Annotated in this window: 16 protein-coding genes; 12 read left to right on the forward strand and 4 right to left on the reverse strand. The window is 29.9% G+C overall.

Features of this window, described 5'->3' with window-relative positions; genetic code table 11:
* The first annotated feature begins 1 nt into the window (after position 1).
* The 6 genes from ACHRVX_RS00960 to ACHRVX_RS00985 all read left to right on the forward strand — a co-directional run bounded on the left by ACHRVX_RS00960 (position 2) and on the right by ACHRVX_RS00985 (position 6,860).
* Complete coding sequence (locus ACHRVX_RS00960) at positions 2 to 979, forward strand: GNAT family N-acetyltransferase (protein ID WP_395327964.1); 978 nt, start codon at positions 2 to 4, stop codon at positions 977 to 979.
* Positions 980 to 994: 15 nt separating this feature from the next.
* Positions 995 to 2,107, forward strand: coding sequence for a DegT/DnrJ/EryC1/StrS family aminotransferase (locus ACHRVX_RS00965; protein ID WP_395327966.1), 1,113 nt, complete (start codon positions 995 to 997; stop codon positions 2,105 to 2,107).
* Between the two features lie 2 nt (positions 2,108 to 2,109).
* A complete protein-coding gene (locus ACHRVX_RS00970; RefSeq protein WP_395327969.1) occupies positions 2,110 to 3,384 on the forward strand; it encodes an O-antigen translocase in 1,275 nt (424 codons plus the stop codon).
* Positions 3,385 to 3,509: 125 nt separating this feature from the next.
* Complete coding sequence (locus ACHRVX_RS00975) at positions 3,510 to 4,505, forward strand: hypothetical protein (protein WP_395327972.1); 996 nt, start codon at positions 3,510 to 3,512, stop codon at positions 4,503 to 4,505.
* Between the two features lie 4 nt (positions 4,506 to 4,509).
* On the forward strand, positions 4,510 to 5,949 hold the full coding sequence (locus tag ACHRVX_RS00980; RefSeq protein WP_395327974.1) for an MBOAT family O-acyltransferase: 1,440 nt from the start codon (positions 4,510 to 4,512) through the stop codon (positions 5,947 to 5,949).
* The gene (locus ACHRVX_RS00985; RefSeq protein WP_395327977.1) at positions 5,949 to 6,860 is read left to right on the forward strand and encodes a hypothetical protein; all 912 of its coding nucleotides are present in this window, start codon (positions 5,949 to 5,951) and stop codon (positions 6,858 to 6,860) included. The genes ACHRVX_RS00980 and ACHRVX_RS00985 overlap by 1 nt, the downstream gene beginning before the upstream one ends.
* 71 nt (positions 6,861 to 6,931) lie before the next feature.
* Here the strand turns inward: ACHRVX_RS00985 and ACHRVX_RS00990 are convergent, their stop codons facing one another.
* On the reverse strand, positions 6,932 to 7,819 hold the full coding sequence (locus ACHRVX_RS00990; protein WP_395327979.1) for a glycosyltransferase family 2 protein: 888 nt from the start codon (positions 7,817 to 7,819) through the stop codon (positions 6,932 to 6,934).
* 205 nt (positions 7,820 to 8,024) lie between these two features.
* Between ACHRVX_RS00990 and ACHRVX_RS00995 the strand changes: the two genes are divergently transcribed.
* Both ACHRVX_RS00995 and ACHRVX_RS01000 read left to right on the forward strand, forming a co-directional pair.
* Entirely contained in the window at positions 8,025 to 8,810 is a 786-nt protein-coding gene (locus ACHRVX_RS00995; RefSeq protein WP_395327982.1) for a glycosyltransferase, read from the forward strand.
* Complete coding sequence (locus ACHRVX_RS01000) at positions 8,794 to 9,207, forward strand: sugar 3,4-ketoisomerase (RefSeq protein WP_395327985.1); 414 nt, start codon at positions 8,794 to 8,796, stop codon at positions 9,205 to 9,207. The genes ACHRVX_RS00995 and ACHRVX_RS01000 overlap by 17 nt, the downstream gene beginning before the upstream one ends.
* On the opposite strand, the gene ACHRVX_RS01005 is transcribed toward ACHRVX_RS01000, so the two are convergent.
* From ACHRVX_RS01005 to ACHRVX_RS01015, 3 genes are read right to left on the reverse strand one after another with little or no spacing between them, the layout of a single operon-like run.
* Positions 9,194 to 10,129: a glycosyltransferase family 2 protein gene (locus tag ACHRVX_RS01005; protein WP_395327988.1), complete on the reverse strand. Its 936-nt coding sequence runs from the start codon at positions 10,127 to 10,129 to the stop codon at positions 9,194 to 9,196. The two genes, ACHRVX_RS01000 and ACHRVX_RS01005, sit on opposite strands and share 14 nt — an antisense overlap.
* 2 nt (positions 10,130 to 10,131) lie before the next feature.
* Positions 10,132 to 11,019 carry a glycosyltransferase gene (locus ACHRVX_RS01010; protein ID WP_395327990.1) on the reverse strand — a complete coding sequence of 296 codons (888 nt, stop codon included), beginning with the start codon at positions 11,017 to 11,019 and terminating at the stop codon, positions 10,132 to 10,134.
* Positions 11,019 to 11,702 (reverse strand): cell division ATP-binding protein FtsE, encoded by a 684-nt coding sequence (locus ACHRVX_RS01015; RefSeq protein ID WP_395327993.1) that lies wholly within the window; start codon positions 11,700 to 11,702, stop codon positions 11,019 to 11,021. Before ACHRVX_RS01015 ends, ACHRVX_RS01010 begins: the two co-directional genes overlap by 1 nt.
* Before the next feature lie 351 nt (positions 11,703 to 12,053).
* Between ACHRVX_RS01015 and ACHRVX_RS01020 the strand changes: the two genes are divergently transcribed.
* The 4 genes from ACHRVX_RS01020 (at position 12,054) to ACHRVX_RS01035 (ending at position 18,572) form a co-directional block, all read left to right on the forward strand.
* Complete coding sequence (locus ACHRVX_RS01020; RefSeq protein WP_395327996.1) at positions 12,054 to 15,068, forward strand: tetratricopeptide repeat protein; 3,015 nt, start codon at positions 12,054 to 12,056, stop codon at positions 15,066 to 15,068.
* Between the two features lie 73 nt (positions 15,069 to 15,141).
* Positions 15,142 to 16,005, forward strand: coding sequence for a PhzF family phenazine biosynthesis protein (locus tag ACHRVX_RS01025; protein WP_395327999.1), 864 nt, complete (start codon positions 15,142 to 15,144; stop codon positions 16,003 to 16,005).
* Between the two features lie 190 nt (positions 16,006 to 16,195).
* Positions 16,196 to 17,947 (forward strand): TonB-dependent receptor, encoded by a 1,752-nt coding sequence (locus ACHRVX_RS01030; RefSeq protein WP_395328002.1) that lies wholly within the window; start codon positions 16,196 to 16,198, stop codon positions 17,945 to 17,947.
* Positions 17,948 to 18,122: 175 nt separating this feature from the next.
* Complete coding sequence (locus ACHRVX_RS01035; RefSeq protein ID WP_395328005.1) at positions 18,123 to 18,572, forward strand: hypothetical protein; 450 nt, start codon at positions 18,123 to 18,125, stop codon at positions 18,570 to 18,572.
* Positions 18,573 to 19,136: the final 564 nt, after the last annotated feature.

The following is a 19,136-nucleotide window of genomic DNA, read 5'->3' on the forward strand; positions in this document are numbered from 1 at the left end:
AATGACAATGTATACTGTAAAAAAATACGATCAGAACGATTATAAATTTTGGAATGAGTTTATAGCCCAGGCTAAAAATGCTACGTTTTTATTTCATCGGGATTTTATGGAATATCACTCAGATCGTTTTGAAGATTTTTCGCTGTTGGTATTTGAAGATCAAAAATTAATTAGTGTTTTACCGGCTAATAAAGTTGAAGATTCCATTTATTCACATCAGGGATTAACTTACGGAGGTTTGGTTTATAAAGAGCAAACAAAACTAGCGCAGGTAATTCAAATTTTTCAGGCAGTTTTGTTTTTTTTGAATGAGAATAAATTCGAAAGATTACATTATAAAACGATTCCATCTATTTATCATATAAAACCTGCTGAAGAAATTTTATATAGTCTATTTTTAGCCGATGCTGAATTAGTGCGTCGGGATTCACTTTCTGTAATCGATTTATCTCAGGAAAACATGACGTCAAAAATCAGGAAAAGAGGTTTTCAGAAAGCGAAAGAAAATAAGTTAGAAATTAGGGAAGAAACTAATTTTGAATCGTTTTGGAATGAAGTTTTGATTCCGAATTTAGATAAAAAACATCAGGCAAAACCCGTTCATTCGGTTCAGGAAATGAATTATCTAAAATCTCATTTTTCTAAAAATATTCATCAGTTTAATGTGTATCAGGACGATAAAATTGTTGCGGGAACTACTGTTTTTGAAACCGAAACGGTGGCACATTGCCAATATATTTCAAAAAATGAAAAGCAGGAAAATTTGGGAAGTTTAGATTACTTATATCATTACCTGATTAAGGAAAGATTTGCTGAAAAGAAATTTTTCGATTTCGGAATTTCAAATGAAAATCAGGGAAGAAATCTCAATGAAGGATTATCATACTGGAAAGAGAGTTTTGGCGCAAGTACAATAATTCATGATTATTACAAAGTTGAAACATCAAATTATAATAAGTTAAATGGTATTTTTGTTTAAATTCTAAAAAGTAAAATGATACCATTTCTAGATCTTAGAAAAATAAATGAGCCTTATGAAACAGCTTTTCAGGATAAACTGAAATTAGTTTTAAATAATGGCTGGTATATTTTAGGCAAAGAAGTAGAAACGTTTGAAAAGGCTTTTGCCGAATATTGTAATGCACAATATTGCATAGGAGTAGGGAATGGCTTTGATGCTTTGGTGCTGATTTTTAAAGGTTATATTGAACTGGGAAAACTCAAAAAAGGAGACGAAGTTATTGTTCCTGCAAATACGTATATCGCAAGTATTCTGGCAATTTTACAAGCCGGTTTAACTCCGGTTTTGGTCGAGCCAAAATTAGAAACATACAATATAAACCCGGATTTGATTCACGAGAAAATCACATCAAATACAAAAGCGATTTTAGCCGTTCATTTATACGGTCAATTGGCTGAAATGGATCAAATTAATGAAATTGCAATTCAGAATAATTTACTTATTATTCAAGATGCGGCGCAATCGCATGGAGCGGAAAATAATCTAAAATCTAAAATCTACAATCAAAAATCTGCAATTGCATATAGCTTTTATCCCGGAAAAAACCTAGGTGCTTTGGGTGATGGTGGCGCAATAATCACAAACGATTCCGAATTGGCAAAAGTTCTTTTCTCTCTTCGGAATTATGGTTCAGAGAAAAAATATTATAATGAATTTATTGGTGTAAATTCAAGATTAGATGAAATTCAGGCAGCTTTTTTGAATGTCAAATTGCCCAATTTAAATGCTGATAATGATAAACGCAGAACAATTGCAAAACGTTATTTATCTGAAATTAAAAATGATAAAATAATTCTTCCGCTTTGGAATTTGTCTAACAATCATGTTTTTCATTTGTTTGTTGTCAGAACTTCAAACAGGGAAGATTTACAAGAATATTTGTCTCAAAATAATATTCAAGCAATGGTTCATTATCCGGTGCCTCCACACAAACAAAAGGCTTTTTCTGCTGAAACTTCGGGATGGAATACTTTATCTTTTCCCATTACGGAGAAAATTCATAATGAGGTTTTGAGTTTACCTATGAGCCCGGTTTTGACAAATGAAGAGGTTGATTTTGTTATTGAAGTTTTAAATAGGTATTAATTTTGAATTCTTTTAAGAAAATTACCCGAACCACCTTGTTTAAAATCACTTCCTTAAATAGTTTCAGCGTTGGACTAAAAATAGGAATTGGTATAATAACATCGAAAGTGTTTGCGATTTTTGTTGGTCCGGGAGGAATTGCTTTAGTTGGAAATCTTCGTAATTTTTTAACGTCTTTGGAGACTATTTCAACTTTGGGTTTTCAGAATGGAGTTGTAAAGTATGCAGCAGAAAATCAAAAAAATAAAAGCGAACTACAAAAAATAATTGCTACAGTTTTTATTTGCTTAATCGTAGTCGCGGTAATTTTAAGCGGACTTTTATTCTTTTTTGCAGTGCACTGGAATAATAAAATATTTAATAATTATTTTGACTATTCTATTGTGTTTAAGGTTTTAGCTTTGGCGTTGCCGTGGTATGCTGTTTCAATATTTTTGTTAGCTGTTCTTAATGGTTTAAGTCAGTTTAAAAAAGTAATATTGGTAAATATTATTGGAAACGTGATTGGTTTGATCGTATCTGTTTTAATGATATTTTATTTCAAAACTCTTGGTGCATTATTGGCAGTTGTAATTTCACCCGCACTACTATTTATTGTGACATTTTATTTTATAAATAGAGAAATCCATTTTTTAAGCTCTGTTCGTTTACATCTTTTTGATTTTACAATCATAAAAAATCTTTCTTCTTACTCTTTAATGGCGTTAGTTTCATCTGTTTTAGGACCAATTGTTTTTTTGGCAATCAGGAATAAAATTATTGAAAATCTAGGTATTGATCAGGCAGGTTTTTGGGAAACTATTACTAGAATATCTTCTTACTATTTAATGTTTATAAGTACAATTCTGACAGTATATTTTTTGCCAAAACTTTCAGTTGCAAAAAATAATAAAGAAACGAAAACTATCTTCTGGAGTTTTTATAAATCAATTTTGCCAGTTTTTATTTTAGGATTAGTAGTCATTTATTTCACTCGGTTTTTCATTATTCAGTTACTATTTACTAAGGAATTTTTACCAGTTGCCCGGTTATTTTTATGGCAATTAATTGGAGATGTTTTTAAAGTTGCATCCTTAATTTTAGGATATCAGTTTTTTGCAAAAAAAATGACAAAAGCTTTTATTATTTCAGAATTATTATCTTTAACAATCTTGTATTTTTCAAGTATGTATTTTATGAATTTATTTGGTATTCGAGGTGTTGTAATTGCTCAGGCTTTTGATAATTTTATTTATTTGATTGTTTTATGTGTGTATTTCAGGAAAAATTTGATTTGATTTTTTAATATTTTCCATGATTTTATTTTTAATAAATTTCTTAATAAATTAAAATGAATATTCAAGAGTACTTATCTTTTTTTTATTATGTTTGGAAGAAATTAATTAAGTAACATTAAACAGATATGGGAGTTATTACAAAAGTTTATTCGGGTATTTTTTTTCTAGTGATATTAAATGCTAGTGCTCAAATTAGTACAAGCACTGGTGGAACTGCAAATGTTTTAGCTAATACACCAACTTCAAATACTAATGTAGGAATTGGGACAACGAACCCAACGGCTAAGCTTGAAGTAGTAGGGAGTTTAAAAGCAAATGTAGGTGAGTTTTCTAAGACTCTACCGGATGGTTCTAGTTATGCCGATTGGGTGGATAGAAATAAATCAAGTAGGGTTCTAAATCTGGGGACTTTAAGAGATCCTTTAGATGAAGGCAAATTATTATGTTTTTATGATTTTCCTCAATCAAATATTATCAATTTAACTAAATCTGCTTTTTCTTTCCAGATTGACGATAGAAGTAATCATACAAGATTTACTATGACAGCTGAAACTGGAGGGTCTGGTAGATTTCAACTAAATAATAAAAACCAGCAAGAATTTTTAAAAGTTTATGAAGATGGTGAAGATAATGTTTATATGCAATTAGGAATGCCCAACACTCATGTTGTAATTGGTGGATATTCAAATCATCCGAGTAGTTTAGTTCATAAATTATTTGTTCAGGCTGGTAGTGCAAAAATTGAAGGTAATATATTGACAGATGCTAATATTGGTATTGGAACTTCAAATTTTACAGATGGTACAGATACTTATAGATTATCAGTAAAAGGAAAAATAAGAGCAGAGGAAATAAAAGTTTACAATACTTGGGCTGATTATGTTTTTAGTCCAGTGTATAAGTTAGCAAGCTTAAAAGATGTCGAAAGCTTTATTGAAAAAAATGGACATTTACAAAATGTACCGTCAGCAAAAGAAGTTACACAAAACGGTCTGGAACTTGGTGAAATAGCTAGAATTCAACAAGAAAAAATTGAGGAATTGACGCTTTATTTAATTCAACAGAATAAAGATATTGAAGAACTTAAGGCTCAAATCAAAATTATACTAGAGAAAAAATAGCATAATGCCATTTAACACATTAAGTTTTGCGCTTTTCTTTTTATTAGTTTTTATATTATACTGGTTTGTATTTTATAAAAGTCTAAAATTACAAAATTTGTTTTTGTTGCTGGCTAGTTTGTTTTTTTATAGTTGCTGGGATTTTAGGTTTACTATTTTATTAGCTTTTTCTATAGGTTTAAATTTTTATATTGGAAAAAAGATATATGAGAACATAAGCAATTCCCCCTTACAAAAAAGATGGTTTTTGCTTAGCATAATTTTTAATTTAGGTTTTTTGAGTTTGTTTAAATACTACAATTTTTTTGTAGATAATTTCTTAGAACTTCTATCGGTTTTAGGAATTAAAATGAATATTTGGACATTACAGATAGTTTTACCTGTTGGAATTTCCTTCTATACATTTCATGGATTATCTTATGTAATTGATATTTATAAAAAAAAGATAGAACCGGTAAATACTATAATTGACTATTCTTTATTTGTGAGCTTTTTTCCTTTATTAGTTGCTGGTCCAATAGAAAGAGCGACACATCTTTTGCCTCAAATACAAAAAAACAGAAGTTTTAATTATTATAATATTGTTTGCGGATTAAGACAAATATTATGGGGATTAGTTAAAAAAGTTGTTATTGCCGATGGCTGTGCAGAATATGTGAATTTAATTTTTGATAATCCATCCGATTATTCAGGCAGCACATTGGTAATTGGGGCAATTTTATTCTCATTTCAAATCTATGGAGATTTTTCAGGTTATACAGATATTGCTATAGGAACTGCCAGATTACTAGGAATTGAATTATTACAGAATTTTTCATATCCTTATTTTTCACGTGATCTAGCTGAATTTTGGAGAAGATGGCACATTTCTTTATCGAGTTGGTTTAGAGATTATGTATATATACCTTTGGGAGGTTCACGTGGATCTAAATTGCAAGAGCTCAGAAATGTTTTTATAGTTTTTATGCTTATTGGTTTTTGGCATGGGGCGAATTGGACTTTTATAGTTTATGGTTTTATTAATTTTATATATATATTACCTTTAATATTATTTAGTCAAAATAGAAAAAATATAGAAATCGTTTCAACAAATGGCTTGGTAAATAATTGTAAAGTCTTTTTAGACATTGTCATGACTTTTGGATTGGTTTCATTTGCTAGAATTTTCTTTAGATCCAATACTGTAGGAGATGCCTTTTATTATATTTCTAAAATATTTTCTAATACATTATTTACTTTTCCAGAAGTATTCCCCAAAACTATAATTGGGTTTCTGTTTTTATTTATGTGTATTGAATGGAAAGGAAGAAAGAATTATTTTGCTATTGAAAAATTTGGATTGACTTGGTCAAAGCCATTTAGAATGTGTTTTTACTATCTTTTGGTACTATTAGTTTTGTATTACTTTGGGAAAGATTTACAATTTATATATTTTCAATTTTAATGAAAAAACTAATATTCAAATTAATTATTTTTTTATTACCAATAGTATTGGTATTTGTTTTTATAGAATGCTTTTACAGGATTGTACCAAATAATTATTCTTTTAAAAATGAAAATATCCAAAAAAGATATCAGACAACCGAGGTATTAATTTTAGGAAACTCGCATACTTTTTATGGTTTAAATCCAGTTTTTTTTGCTAAACCTGCATTTAATATGTCGAATGTTAGTCAATCATTATATTTTGATAAACTTATATTTGATAAACATATTAGTAAATTTAAAAAACTTAAGTACGTTGTTTTGAATATTGAATACACAAGTTTAAGTCAATTAAAAGATACTCAAGAAGATAGTTGGAGAAAATACTACTATAAAAGTTATATGGATTTAAATGTTCCAATTGTGTCCAAGTTTGAATACGGCAATTATTTTTTATCTTCTACAAGATCTTTTAATAAAAATATAAAATTAGTAAATCGTTATTTTTTACAAGGGACAGTTATTGACTGTGATTTAAATGGATTTGGAATTAATTATACTAAAGATAAGAGATTTTTAAATCTGAGCGAAATTGCAATTAAAACTATCAAGAGACATGAAGATAATTTATTTGATTTTTCTGAAAATATTTCTATAATAGAATCTATTATCCATCAATGTAAGCAAAAAGGGATCGAAGTAATCTTAATAACAATGCCAGTGTCAGAGGAGTATTCTAAAAGAGTTAATAAATTTAAATTAGATAAAATTATAAAAACTGCAAAATTGATTGAAAAAAGAAATCCTAATGTTAAATACCTGAACTTGTTTAATGATTCAAGATTTGTAAACGACGATTTTTATGACTCAGATCATTTGCATACAATAGGGGCAAAGAAGTGCTCATTACTTGTAAGTGCTTTTTTATAATTGTAAATTTTGATTAGTATATTAAAGATATTATTTGGAAGTCAATTAATTGTTTTTGCAATCTAAAGAATTCATAAAAATCTCAATTTCAATTCCAAAGGTACATATTGTAAAAACAATCCAAGATCATAAGTTTTATATGCTTTCATCATTTCATAATGAAGTCTTTTTAAAAGTGCCTTATTTTCTATTTTTGATTTATTTAGTGTAATCGTTTTTTTTATAATTAGGTAGGAGGAACGATTAATCTTTCTGGTGGAGGAATTGAATTTTTTATAAAATTGACTTCCAAGAGAACTTTCGAGTTTTCTTTTTTTGATTAAGACACAGTCGATAAATTCGAAGTTATAGTTTCTGGCTGTTCTAATCCAAAGGTCTAAATCCTCATACGCCAGATTTTCATCGTAACCATCTAATTCTTCCAAAACTTCTCGTTTTATCATTGACGAAACGGAACACAACATGGTACTTTGATTCAATATTGATAAGTAAATATCTCCAGTAGCAGGTTTTTTGATTACTTTTTGTTTGGTATTGACTTCGTAATAATAACTAACATGAGTATTGTTTTCTGAAATTATTTCAGCGTTTCCGTATACAACTGCCAGGTTTTTTAGATTCGAATTTTGAAAACAATGAATTTGCTTTTCAACACTTTCAGGATGTAAAACATCGTCAGCGGCTAAATCTATTATATAATCTCCATTTGCGAACTGTAGTACTTTATTGAATGTTTTAGTATTTCCAAAATTAATTTTGTTTGAGATGAATTTTATTTGTGAATAATTTTTTAGCCATTTTTCAATTGTTGCCACCGATGAATCTTTACTGCAATCATCGACAATAATAAGTTCAATATTTTCATAAGTCTGATTTAAGACTGAATTGAGTGATTCAACCACAAATTTATCATGATTGTAGCACAAACAAATAATTGTTACTAATGGAAAGTTTGACATAAAATGTATAAAACTCTTTAAAAAAAAAACAAAATTAAGAAAATATTATTTGGGTTTTTGGTTTCCAATAACAAGTATGTAATAATAAATTAAAAAAGTGGATTTTTAAATGTATTCTTTCATTCAGTATTTTTACATTTGTTTCACTATGGAACATAATTTAGAAATTTTTAAGGAAACTGATATTGAAATCCTAATTTCGACAATGAATCAGATTTCGTTAGACTTTTTAAAACCGATGTTTCCATTTTTGCACTTTTCTCATTTTAGAATCCTAGTAGTTAATCAAACAAAAAGCAGTCAAATTTTAAATTCAGAATATTGTAATATCAAGGTTTTCAATTCTTTTGAAAAAGGTTTGTCTAAAAGTAGAAATTTGGCCCTTGAAAATGCAAGTGGAAAAATCCTTTTAGTTACTGATGACGATGTAGTTTATCAAGAAGGGTTTATTGATAAAATAATTTATGCTTATAATAAATTTCCTAATGCTGTTGTAATCAATTTTTGCGCTGTACAGGTAAGTGGCAAGTTAATGAAAAAATATCCTTCTTATTCTAAAAAAAGTTTATCTATTTTTGATATTTTTAATTCAAGTTCAATAGAAATAACGCTTAACAAGAAAATTTATGAAAAGTTCAATATTCGTTTTGATGAAAATTTTGGATTGGGAAGCTTTTTTGAAATGGGTGAAGAAGCTGTTTTTCTATCAGATTTAAAAAATGAAAAACTACAACTTGTTTTTGAATCTGAAGTAATTGTAAAACATCAGGGACTGACTTCTTCAAACAAAAAAAATGCTATAGAAAAATATTTTATTGAAGGAGCGTTGGCTACAAGAATTTTTGGTAAGAATTATATTTTTTGGATATTTATAAAGTTGTTTTTTGATTTAAAACAGTATAAATTAAAATTTAACCAATTGAATACAATGCTTAAAAGCTCAAAGAACGGACATCAAAAAATTCAAAAATTACATGAAAATAAAGAATAAAGGAGTAAAAATTTTATCAATTCCTAAAATAGAAGATTATAGAGGGAATCTCTCTGTAATTGAAAATGATACTGTTCCATTTGATATTAAAAGAGTTTATTACTTATATGACGTGCCAAGTGGTGCAGAACGTGGTGGACATGCACATAAAGATCTGCAACAATTTTTGGTAGCTTTAAGCGGGAGTTTTGATGTTGTTTTGAAAGATGGAAAAGAAGAACAAATTATTACATTAGATAAACCTTCTGAAGGATTATTAATTAATCCGGGAATTTGGAGAGAACTTCAAAATTTTTCTTCAGGTTCAGTCTGTTTAGTAGTTGCCTCAGATATTTATATCGAAGAAGATTATATCAGGAATTTTGATGAATTTTTGAATTATTCTAACCATAAATAGAAAAATCCATTCCCATTTTTTTTAATAAATTTTTTGTTTTCAGTAATAATCTCAAAAAAAATGGAGGTAACTTCAATAAAAAACGAATTTTAAAACTGATGTTTTCCCTGTCAACATCTTTGAGATAGAAGGAACTTTTGTTTTTAAATCCAAATGTATAATAACGTAAGGCATATTCAATTCGATACAAATCGAGGAATTTTTTTAAAGATGTATTTTGTTGTTCAGAGATTTTAAATTGCTCAAAATCCATTAAGCTCATCGAACTAATATTCTTCTTGGCAAGACTGTCAGGAATATCATTATTATAAATGGCTGTGATTGTATTTGTAATAGCGACCGGATATTTTATTCCAATTTTAGTCCACAATTCCAGATCCTGACCATTTGATACAACTGGTGTAAATCCTGTAAAATTTGCTAAAATTTCTTTTGGTATTGCCAGACATGAAGTCCATGTTATTCTAAAATGCTTGTTTGATCCAAAATAATCTGATACAACTCCTTTAAATGTTGAATCTATTGCATGATAAGCCGGAATTTGAAAATAATTTTTTGCTGTTTTGATTTTATGTCGTGAGCAATATATTCCGCAATTAGGGAAATCATGATATAAATTGGCTAATTCCTCTAAATGATTTGGATACCAATAATCATCAGCATCAAGAAAAGCAATAAGTTTTCCTTTTGATTTTTCTATTCCAAGATTTCTCGCCACAGAAACGCCTTGATTTTTCTGAGTGAATATTTGAATTCTTTTATCATTAAATTTACGAACTACATCTTCACTTTCATCCGTAGATTCGTCATTGATAATTATTACTTCATAATCTGTAAAGTTTTGGCTGAGAACGCTTTTTAAAGTGTTTTCAATATAAAGAGCTTTATTATATAGCGGAATTACAACAGAAAAAAAGATCATAACTAATTGTTTTTTAAATCACTGTAGAAACCTAATTTGTGAAAATCTAATAAATATAAATTCGGATTTTCTGATCTCAGATTATTTATTACTCTTTTTTTTGTCATTCGATATATTGCTTTTACAATCCCAAGCAGATAAAACGATTTTAAAAGGGCAAATGCCTTACTTAATTTAACATCATTAGAATCAATTTTTTGTGACTGAACTAAATCGTGTAAATTTTGAGCAGCTCTTTCAGATTTTTTTATAAATTCAATGCTTTCTTCATCGTTATAATGAATTAAGAAATTTTCAATATGAATTATTGGGACAGAATTTAAGCGTAAATTTTTTATAAAAATGAAGTCTTCATATCCATATTCAGTTACATACTCAGGGAATGGGAATTGTAAAAGAATTTCTTTCTTTAAAAGTAGATTCCAGGTAAAAACAAAATCATACTTGTTTTTAAGTCTATGTTTTATAGATTTAATTTCTCTATTTATTCCATATTTCCAACGCAGTACTTTTTCTATTGAAGGAGGGATTTCTGGATATTTAACGCCACCAAAAATCACTATGGGTGATTTTGATATTAATTCTATGAAGTTTTTTATATAGGATTTGTTCTCTGGAATAGAATCAGCTTCCATAATCAAAACATATTCGTATTTCGATTTATAGCATAATAAATTGATGTTTTTTCCTCTTCCTAAGTTTTTTGCATTGATAGAAAAGCTGCAATTTGAAAGTGAATTTATTTCAGTATTTTCAGAAATAAAGTTTTGACTGACATCATCCTGAACAATGATTTCATATTCAATTTTTAAATAATCTGCTTGCTTTTTAAGCTCTAAAACAAGTGGAAAAACATTATAGTTGTAAACCGGAACGAGTATAGAAAGCATTACACACTTCTTTGCACAACTTCAAAAATTCTCTCGTCTTCACATTTTAATGTTTTAGACGGGAACTTCATCAATAAAGCATAATCATGAGTTGCCATGATAACAGTTTTTCCGTTAGCGTTAATTTTTTTCAGTACTTCAAGAACTTCAGAGCTTGTTTGTGGATCTAAATTTCCGGTAGGCTCATCGGCAAGGATAAATTCAGGATCATTTAGTAACGCTCTTGCAATGGCAACACGCTGTTGCTCACCACCGGAAAGCTGATGTGGCATTTTGTTCACATATTCTTTCATACCAACTTTGTCCAGAACTTCATCGATTTTGCGTTCCATTCCATCTTTGTCAACCCATCCTGTAGCCCTTAAAACAAAAAGCATATTGTTTTTTACAGAACGGTCCGGAAGCAATTTAAAATCCTGAAATACGATTCCGATTTTACGTCTCAAATACGGAATATCTTTCTCTTTTAAAGTCGCTAAATCAAACTCAACGATATGACCTTCACCTTCTGATAAGGGTAAATCAGCATATAAAGTTTTTAAGAAACTACTTTTTCCAGATCCTGTTTTTCCAATGATGTAGATAAATTCACCGTGGTTAACATCTAAATTAATATGAGATAAAATTTTTCTTCCTTCCTGATATATAGTGACTTCTTTAAGAGACAGTACGGTTTGTGACATAATAAATTGATTTGATTGGTAAAAGTAGTAAGATAACGCTTGGATTCAAAATAAATTTGAATCATTTCTTATAAAATATTGAAATGAAATTTTAAACCATATACGTCATATAAATTCATTTTAGTAAATACTATTGCAGGTTTTTATCCATAATAATAGATGAGTTAAAACCGCCAGACAAAGTTCGTAAATCATCTAACTTATAATTACTTATATTACTTATGTGGTTTGATTTGAATTTTTTTATAGGATAATAAATATCTATGTTGAAATATTTGTCATAATAAAAGCCTGAAACGTTTCGTTATAAACGGTATAAAATGATACATTTGAATACTAAATATAATTAAAATGCGTAAACTTTCCTGGTTCTTTTTATTACCAATTATCCTTATTTCGACCATAGTTTCGGCACAAAAATCAGCTATTTACACGTACGACCTAAAGGAATTTGACAAAGCACTGGCTTTATATAATGACAAACAATACGCCTCGGCACAACTTATTTTTGAGCATGTAAAAAACAATGCAACGACCGAGGAAGTTCAGTCAGATTGTGCGTATTACATCGCTAATTGCGCCATTAGAACCAATAAAGCAAATGCTGATGCTTTGATGGAAAAATTCGTAACAGATTATCCAACAAGCACTAAACAAAATCAGGCTTATATTGAAGTTGCCCAGTTTTTCTTTGAACAGGGAAATTATCCAAAAGCCTTGCAATGGTTCGACAAAGTGGATGAAAGTTACATGAGTAAATCGGATTCGGATAAATTTAATTTCCAAAAAGGATATGCTTACTTTAATGCCAAAAAGAAAAAAGAAGCCACGACTTACTTTAATAAAGTAGTAAACTCTCCGGAATTTGGTTCTCAGGCAAAGTATTATCTGGGATTTATGGCTTATGAAGGTGATGATTATAAAGAAGCGACCAAATATTTTGATGAAGTTTCAGGCGAAGAAAAGTATAAAGAGAAACTTTCTTATTATCAGGCCGATATGAATTTTAAATTGGGGAATTTCCAGAAAGCAATTGATTTGGGACAAACCGCAATGTCTAAATCAAATGAACTTGAGAAATCTGAACTTAATAAAATTATCGGGGAAAGTTATTTCAATTTAAAACAATACGATAAGGCGATTCCGTTTTTAGAGAAATACGCCGGTAAAAAAGGAAAATGGAATAATACTGATTTCTATCAGTTGGGTTATGCCTATTACGAGAAAAAAGAGTATGAAAAAGCAATTTCCCAATTCAATAAAATCATCGAAGGAAAAGATTTCGTAGCTCAAAATGCCTATTATCATTTAGGTTTAAGTTATTTGAATACAGGCAAAAAGCAAGAAGCTTTAAATGCTTTTAAAAATGCTTCGGAAATGGATTTCAATGCACAAATTCAGGAAGACGCAGCATTAAATTATGCTAAAGTGAGTTATGATATTGGGAACGCGTATCAAACTGTGCCTGGAATTTTACTTGATTTCCTTAAAAAATATCCAAACAATTCAAGCCGATCTGAAATTGAAAAACTTTTGGTTGATTCTTATATTTCGACTAAAAACTATAAGGAAGCTTTAAGTTTATTAGAGAAAAACAGATCTGCAGAAAATAAAGCGGCTTATCAAAAAGTTCTTTTTTACAGAGGTTTGGAATTGTATAATGAATCGAATTATCAGGAAGCAGGAAAAATGTTCAAAAGTGCGATCAGCGAACAAAAAACGCCTGAATTTACTGCACGTGCGGCTTTCTGGAAAGCAGAAACCGAATATGTGACAGGTGATTTCCAGAATGCATTATTAAGTTATAAACAGTTTGCTGGTCAGGCTGCTGCCAAAACTACAGACGAGTATAAAAACATCAATTATAATATAGGATACACTTATTTTAAATTGAAAGAATATGATCAGGCCGCAACTTCTTTTCAGGCACAAATCGATAATTCAAAAGAAGATAAAGTTCGTTTAAACGACTCTTATTTACGTTTAGGTGATTGCCGTTTTGTAAGTGCAAAATATACTGCGGCAAATGAAGCTTATGCAAAAGCAATTGAAGGAAAAGGTGTTGATGCCGATTATGCTCAGTTTCAAAAAGCGATTTCTTACGGATTCATGTCTAAAAATGATAAGAAAGTTGACGAGCTGAATAATTTTCTTCAGATGTATAAAAAATCAGAATATCGTGATGATGCTTTATACGAATTAGGAAATACTTATGTATCGGAGAAAAAGAATGATCAGGCGCTTAAAACGTATGATCAGTTAATATCAGAATACAAAAATGGCGCATTTACTTCAAAATCAATTTTAAAACAAGGTTTGATTTATTACAATTCAGATCGTGATGATCAGGCATTGGTTAAATTTAAAAAAGTAGCGGCAGAATTCCCTAAAACTCCAGAAGCTTTAGAGGCCGTTTCAACGGCAAGATTGATTTATGTGGATTCTGGAAAAGTAGATGAATATGCAACATGGGTTCGTACTTTAGACTTTGTTGCAGTTACAGATGCTGAACTTGACAATGATACTTATGATGCAGCTTTTAAACAATATAGTCAAAATAACAGCAAACTGGCAATAACCGGTTTTACAGGTTACATCAGTAAATTTTCGACAGGACTTCATACATTAGAAGCTAATTTTTATCTGGCGCAATTGTATTATGCAGAAGGTTCAGAAACTAAATCGATCGCTAATTATCAATATGTAATTGCTCAGGCAGGAAACGAATTTACAGAACAATCTTTAATGAAATTGTCACAGATTTTCCTGAAAGCAAAAGATTGTGATAAATCGGTTCCGGTTTTGACAAGATTGGAAAATGAATCTGAGTCGGCTCAAAATAAAAGTTTTGCTCAGGCTAATTTGATGAAATGTTATTATGACAAAAAAGATTATGATAACTCGGTTAAATATGCTGACAAAGTGTTGCAAAATGTAAAAGCCGATGCAAACGTAAAAGCCGATGCACAAATTATCGTTGCACGTGCAGCAATGCAAACTGGTGATGAGGATAAGGCAAAAGCGGCTTACGCCAAATTATCAGCAACATCAAAAGGCGAATTAGCGGCAGAAGCGTTGTATTATGATGCTTATTTTAAAACAAAAGAAGGCAAGTTTGATGCGTCAAATGTTTCGGTTCAAAAACTGGCTAAAAATTATTCGGCTTATAAATATTACGGAGCAAAAAGTTTGGTTTTAATGGCGAAAAACTTCTACGGTTTAAAAGACAGTTATCAGGCAACATATATTTTAGATAACGTAATCAACAATTTTACGGATTATCCGGATGTTGTTGAAGAAGCTAAAAAAGAACTTGGTGCAATAAAAGTTGAAGAGTCTAAAACGAATTCGTCTATTAATAAATAGTTAAATGTTAGATGTAAAATGTGGATACAAGGGCATTTTACATTTCACAAATTACATTTCACAATAAAAAAATATGAGTTTACCTTTTTATATAGTTGATGTTTTTGCGGATAAAAAATATGCCGGTAATCAATTGGCGGTTTTTTTGGATGCAGAAAAATTAAGTTCAGCAGAAATGCAGCAAATTGCGCGCGAAATTAATTTCGCCGAAAGTACGTTTATCACAAAACTTGATAAAGAAAATAATAAGGCAGAGATAAAAATATTTACACCATCTCAGGAGATGCAATTTGCGGGACATCCAATAATTGGGACTTCATGGGTTTTAATGAATAAAGTATTTGATAATTCGCCGCAGCATATAAAATTAAACGTTCCAATTGGGCCCATTGCAATTCATCAATCTGAAGGTTTGATTTGGTTAAAAGCGGCGCAGCCAAAATTTTGGGATATTTTTTCGAAAGAAGACATTACAGTATTTAGTAATCTAGAAAATCATGATTTTGAAAATCAATTTCCTGTTCAGGAAGTAACAACCGGAAGTGCCTTTGTAATGGTTGGATTAAGTAGTAAAAGAGCTTTGGAAAATTTAGTTTTAGACAAAGATAAAACAGATGAATGGCTTAAAAAGAATTGTAAAACAAGTCATAGAGGTTTATATTTTTATTATTTAGAAGGTTCAAAATTGTTTAGCAGAATGTTGTGTATTGAACACAATCAATTGGTTGAAGATGCTGCAACGGGAAGCGCGAGTACTTGTTTACAAGCTTTTTTACTAAAATATAATAAACCTGAAATTGATTTAATTAATTATCAGGGAGATTATATAGGTCGTCCGTCTCAGATTTATTTTAAAGGAAGTTTAAACGACAATGAGTTTGATATTAAAATAGGTGGAGACGCTCAGTTTGTTGCAAAAGGAGAGTGGGAAGCTTAAGTTTTAGATAAAAGAATATAGAAGCAAGAGAATAGAAGCAAGATGATAAAGAAGCAAGAGAATAGAATAAAGAGAATAGAATAAAGAGAATAGATATAGACAATAGAATAAAAAAATATAGAGAAAATTGAGAACCAAACAGAAGTCTTTCTTCTTTACTCTTTCATCTTTTCTCTCAAAAAAAATAAATATGAAAATAAATTGCCAGAATAAAACCATTATTATACTAGTATTGTTTGTTGTCCAGCTTTCGTTTTCGCAAAAGAAAAATGAAACGATTGGTACAGAAACTGTAAACGTGGTAAAGCCTTATTCGCCAACTATTTCAGATGCTTTTAAAGTAAAGGAAACTCCTTCACTTGACGATACGGGAAATCAGCCTAAAGAAACTATTAAATATAGTATTTTATCAGTTCCGGTGGCTTCTACATTTACCCCTTCAAAAGGAAAAGCAGAAGGTGTTGAGAAATCAAAAAGAGAAAAATTATTTAATAATTATGCGACTTTAGGAGTTGGAAATTATGGTACTTTAAATGCTGAATTGTTCGTAAATCAGGATTTGGGAAATAATGATTATGTTGCAGGAATGTTCCGCCATCATTCGTCTCAAGGCGGAATTAAAGGTGTTGATCTTAATGATGAGTTTTATGATACGGCTTTAAATGTGGCTTACGGTGTAAATAACCGTGATATGGCCTGGAATGTTGAATTAGGATATCAAAATCAATTGTACAACTGGTACGGTTTACCGGCAGAATTCGGCTTAAATTTAGCAGGACAAACGCGTGATGATTTAATAAGAGGAATCAATCCTAATCATTCTTATAATACTATTTCGTTAGGAGGGAATATAGAATTTAACGAAGGGATTTTTAGTAAAATAGCCACTAAGTTTACGCATTTCTCGGATAGTTTTTCTTCTTCAGAAAATCGTTTTTATGTAAAACCTACTTTCAAAGTAGAGGTCATGGATCAATCAATAAATACCAATATCATTGTTGACCATGTCAGCGGATCTTTTGAACATAATTATACGCTTAATAATACAGAACCTTTAAAATATAGCTTGACAAATTTTGGAATCGAACCTAGTTTTGTAATTCTTGAAAACGACTGGACTTTAGAATTAGGAGCAGGATTATTTTACGGTTTAGATTCTGAAAATAGTGGAAAGAAGTTTTATATTTATCCAAAAGTAAATGCTTCCTATAAATTAGTAGGTGATTTAATGATTTTCTATACGGGTGTAAATGGTGGATTAGAACAAAATTCATACGCTGATTTTGTGACAGATAATCCGTTTTTATCTCCAACTTTAAACATGAAACCAACTAATAATCAGTATACAGTTTTTGCAGGTTTAAAAGGTAAATTGGCAAACAATATCAATTACAACTTAACAGGTTCGTATTTAAATGAAAAAGACAAAGCTTTGTATAAAGCAAATGATTATACAGAAGATTTTTCGAATCAAAATTATGCCTTCGGGAATTCTTTTGGCGTTGTTTATGATGATGTAAGAACCTTCCGTTTTTACGGAGAATTAAAAGCTGATTTTTCAAGAAATGTTTCTTTCGGAATTAACGGAACTTTTAATAGTTACAAATACGACGGACTTGAAGCATGGAATTTACCATCGATGAAATTGAGTTCAAATCTGGACGTTAATATCACGAAACAATGGTATGCAGGATTGAATATTTTTTATGTAGGAGAACGTAAAGACATGCAATCGAATCTGGATTTAGGAACTGATCCTGTGATTCTTACTTTAAAAAGTTATTTTGATGCCAATGCACATTTAGGATATAAATACAACGAACGTTTGACCTTTTTCTTGAAATTAAACAACATAGGAAATCAGGCTTACGAAAAATGGCTTAATTATCCTGTACAAGGATTCCAGGTGTTAGTTGGAGGAAATTATAAATTCGATTTTTAAGGTTTCCTAACCGCAAAGGTCGCAAAGTTTTACGTAAGGTTCGCTAAGTCTTTTTTAGATTCAGCGAACTTTGTTTTTTATAATTAGTGAAAATTTGTGTAATTCGTGGCAAAAAAAATTGCAGAAGTAAAAAACCTTTGCACCTTTGTAACTTAGCACCTCAGTATCTTAAAAAATGACTTTTAAACAAAAAACACATTCACATTACCTTCAAATGGTTCAGGACCGCATAGATGTTTTCAGGGACATGATTTCGGCTTTGACCGAAGATTCTAAAAACGATGCTAAAGGTTCTGCCGGAGATAAGCATGAGACGGCTTTGTCGATGATGCATATCGAGCAGGAAAAACTAACTAATAAATTAAAAGAAGCCATAACCCAAAAGGCCATTTTAGATAAAATTGACTCTTCCAAAACAACTGAAAATATAATTTCGGGAAGTTTGGTAAAAGCAAACGGAATTTATTTGTATGTGAGTGTAGCACTTCCTAAAATTGCTATTGATGGTATCAATGTTATTGCGCTTTCTCCGCAATCTCCGCTTGGCTCTCATTTGATGGGGAATAAGGTTGGGTTTACTTTTGAAATTAATAAGACGCATTATATTATTGAGAGTGTCTTGTAATTTGCGTTTTTACGTTTAGTCCCTACGGGACAATTTTATTTTACGCTTATTTTTTTTACCAACATTTAATCTCTCCGAGATATATTCATTCATGCCTTAATGTTGATATTTTTTTAGCGACATTTTAATCTCTCCGATATTCGCTTATGTTTTAATATTTATATTTTTAAACGACATTTAATTTCTAAAGATATACTCCGTTAGGAGTTAAATATTGGTAGAAAAAACAATGACCAGATGATAAATTGTCCCGTAGGGACTACACCTTAATTGACGTAATATTTTCATCATGACATAGGAAGTGTAAAACAATAATTCCGCCACAATTTTTTTACCAACATTTGATCTCTCCGAGATACATTAGCTTATGCTTTAAATATTTGTTTTTTTTAAACGATATTCAATTTCTCAAAATATACTCCGTTAGGAGTTAAATATTGGTAGAAAAAACAATGACCAGATGATAAATTGTTCCGTAGGGACTACACGTTAATTGACGCAATCTTTCATAATAACAGAGGAAGTTTAAAACAAGTAATTTCGTATACAAAATCGGGCAATCTT

Source organism: Flavobacterium sp. FlaQc-47, from assembly GCF_044006475.1.
Lineage (GTDB): Bacteria > Bacteroidota > Bacteroidia > Flavobacteriales > Flavobacteriaceae > Flavobacterium.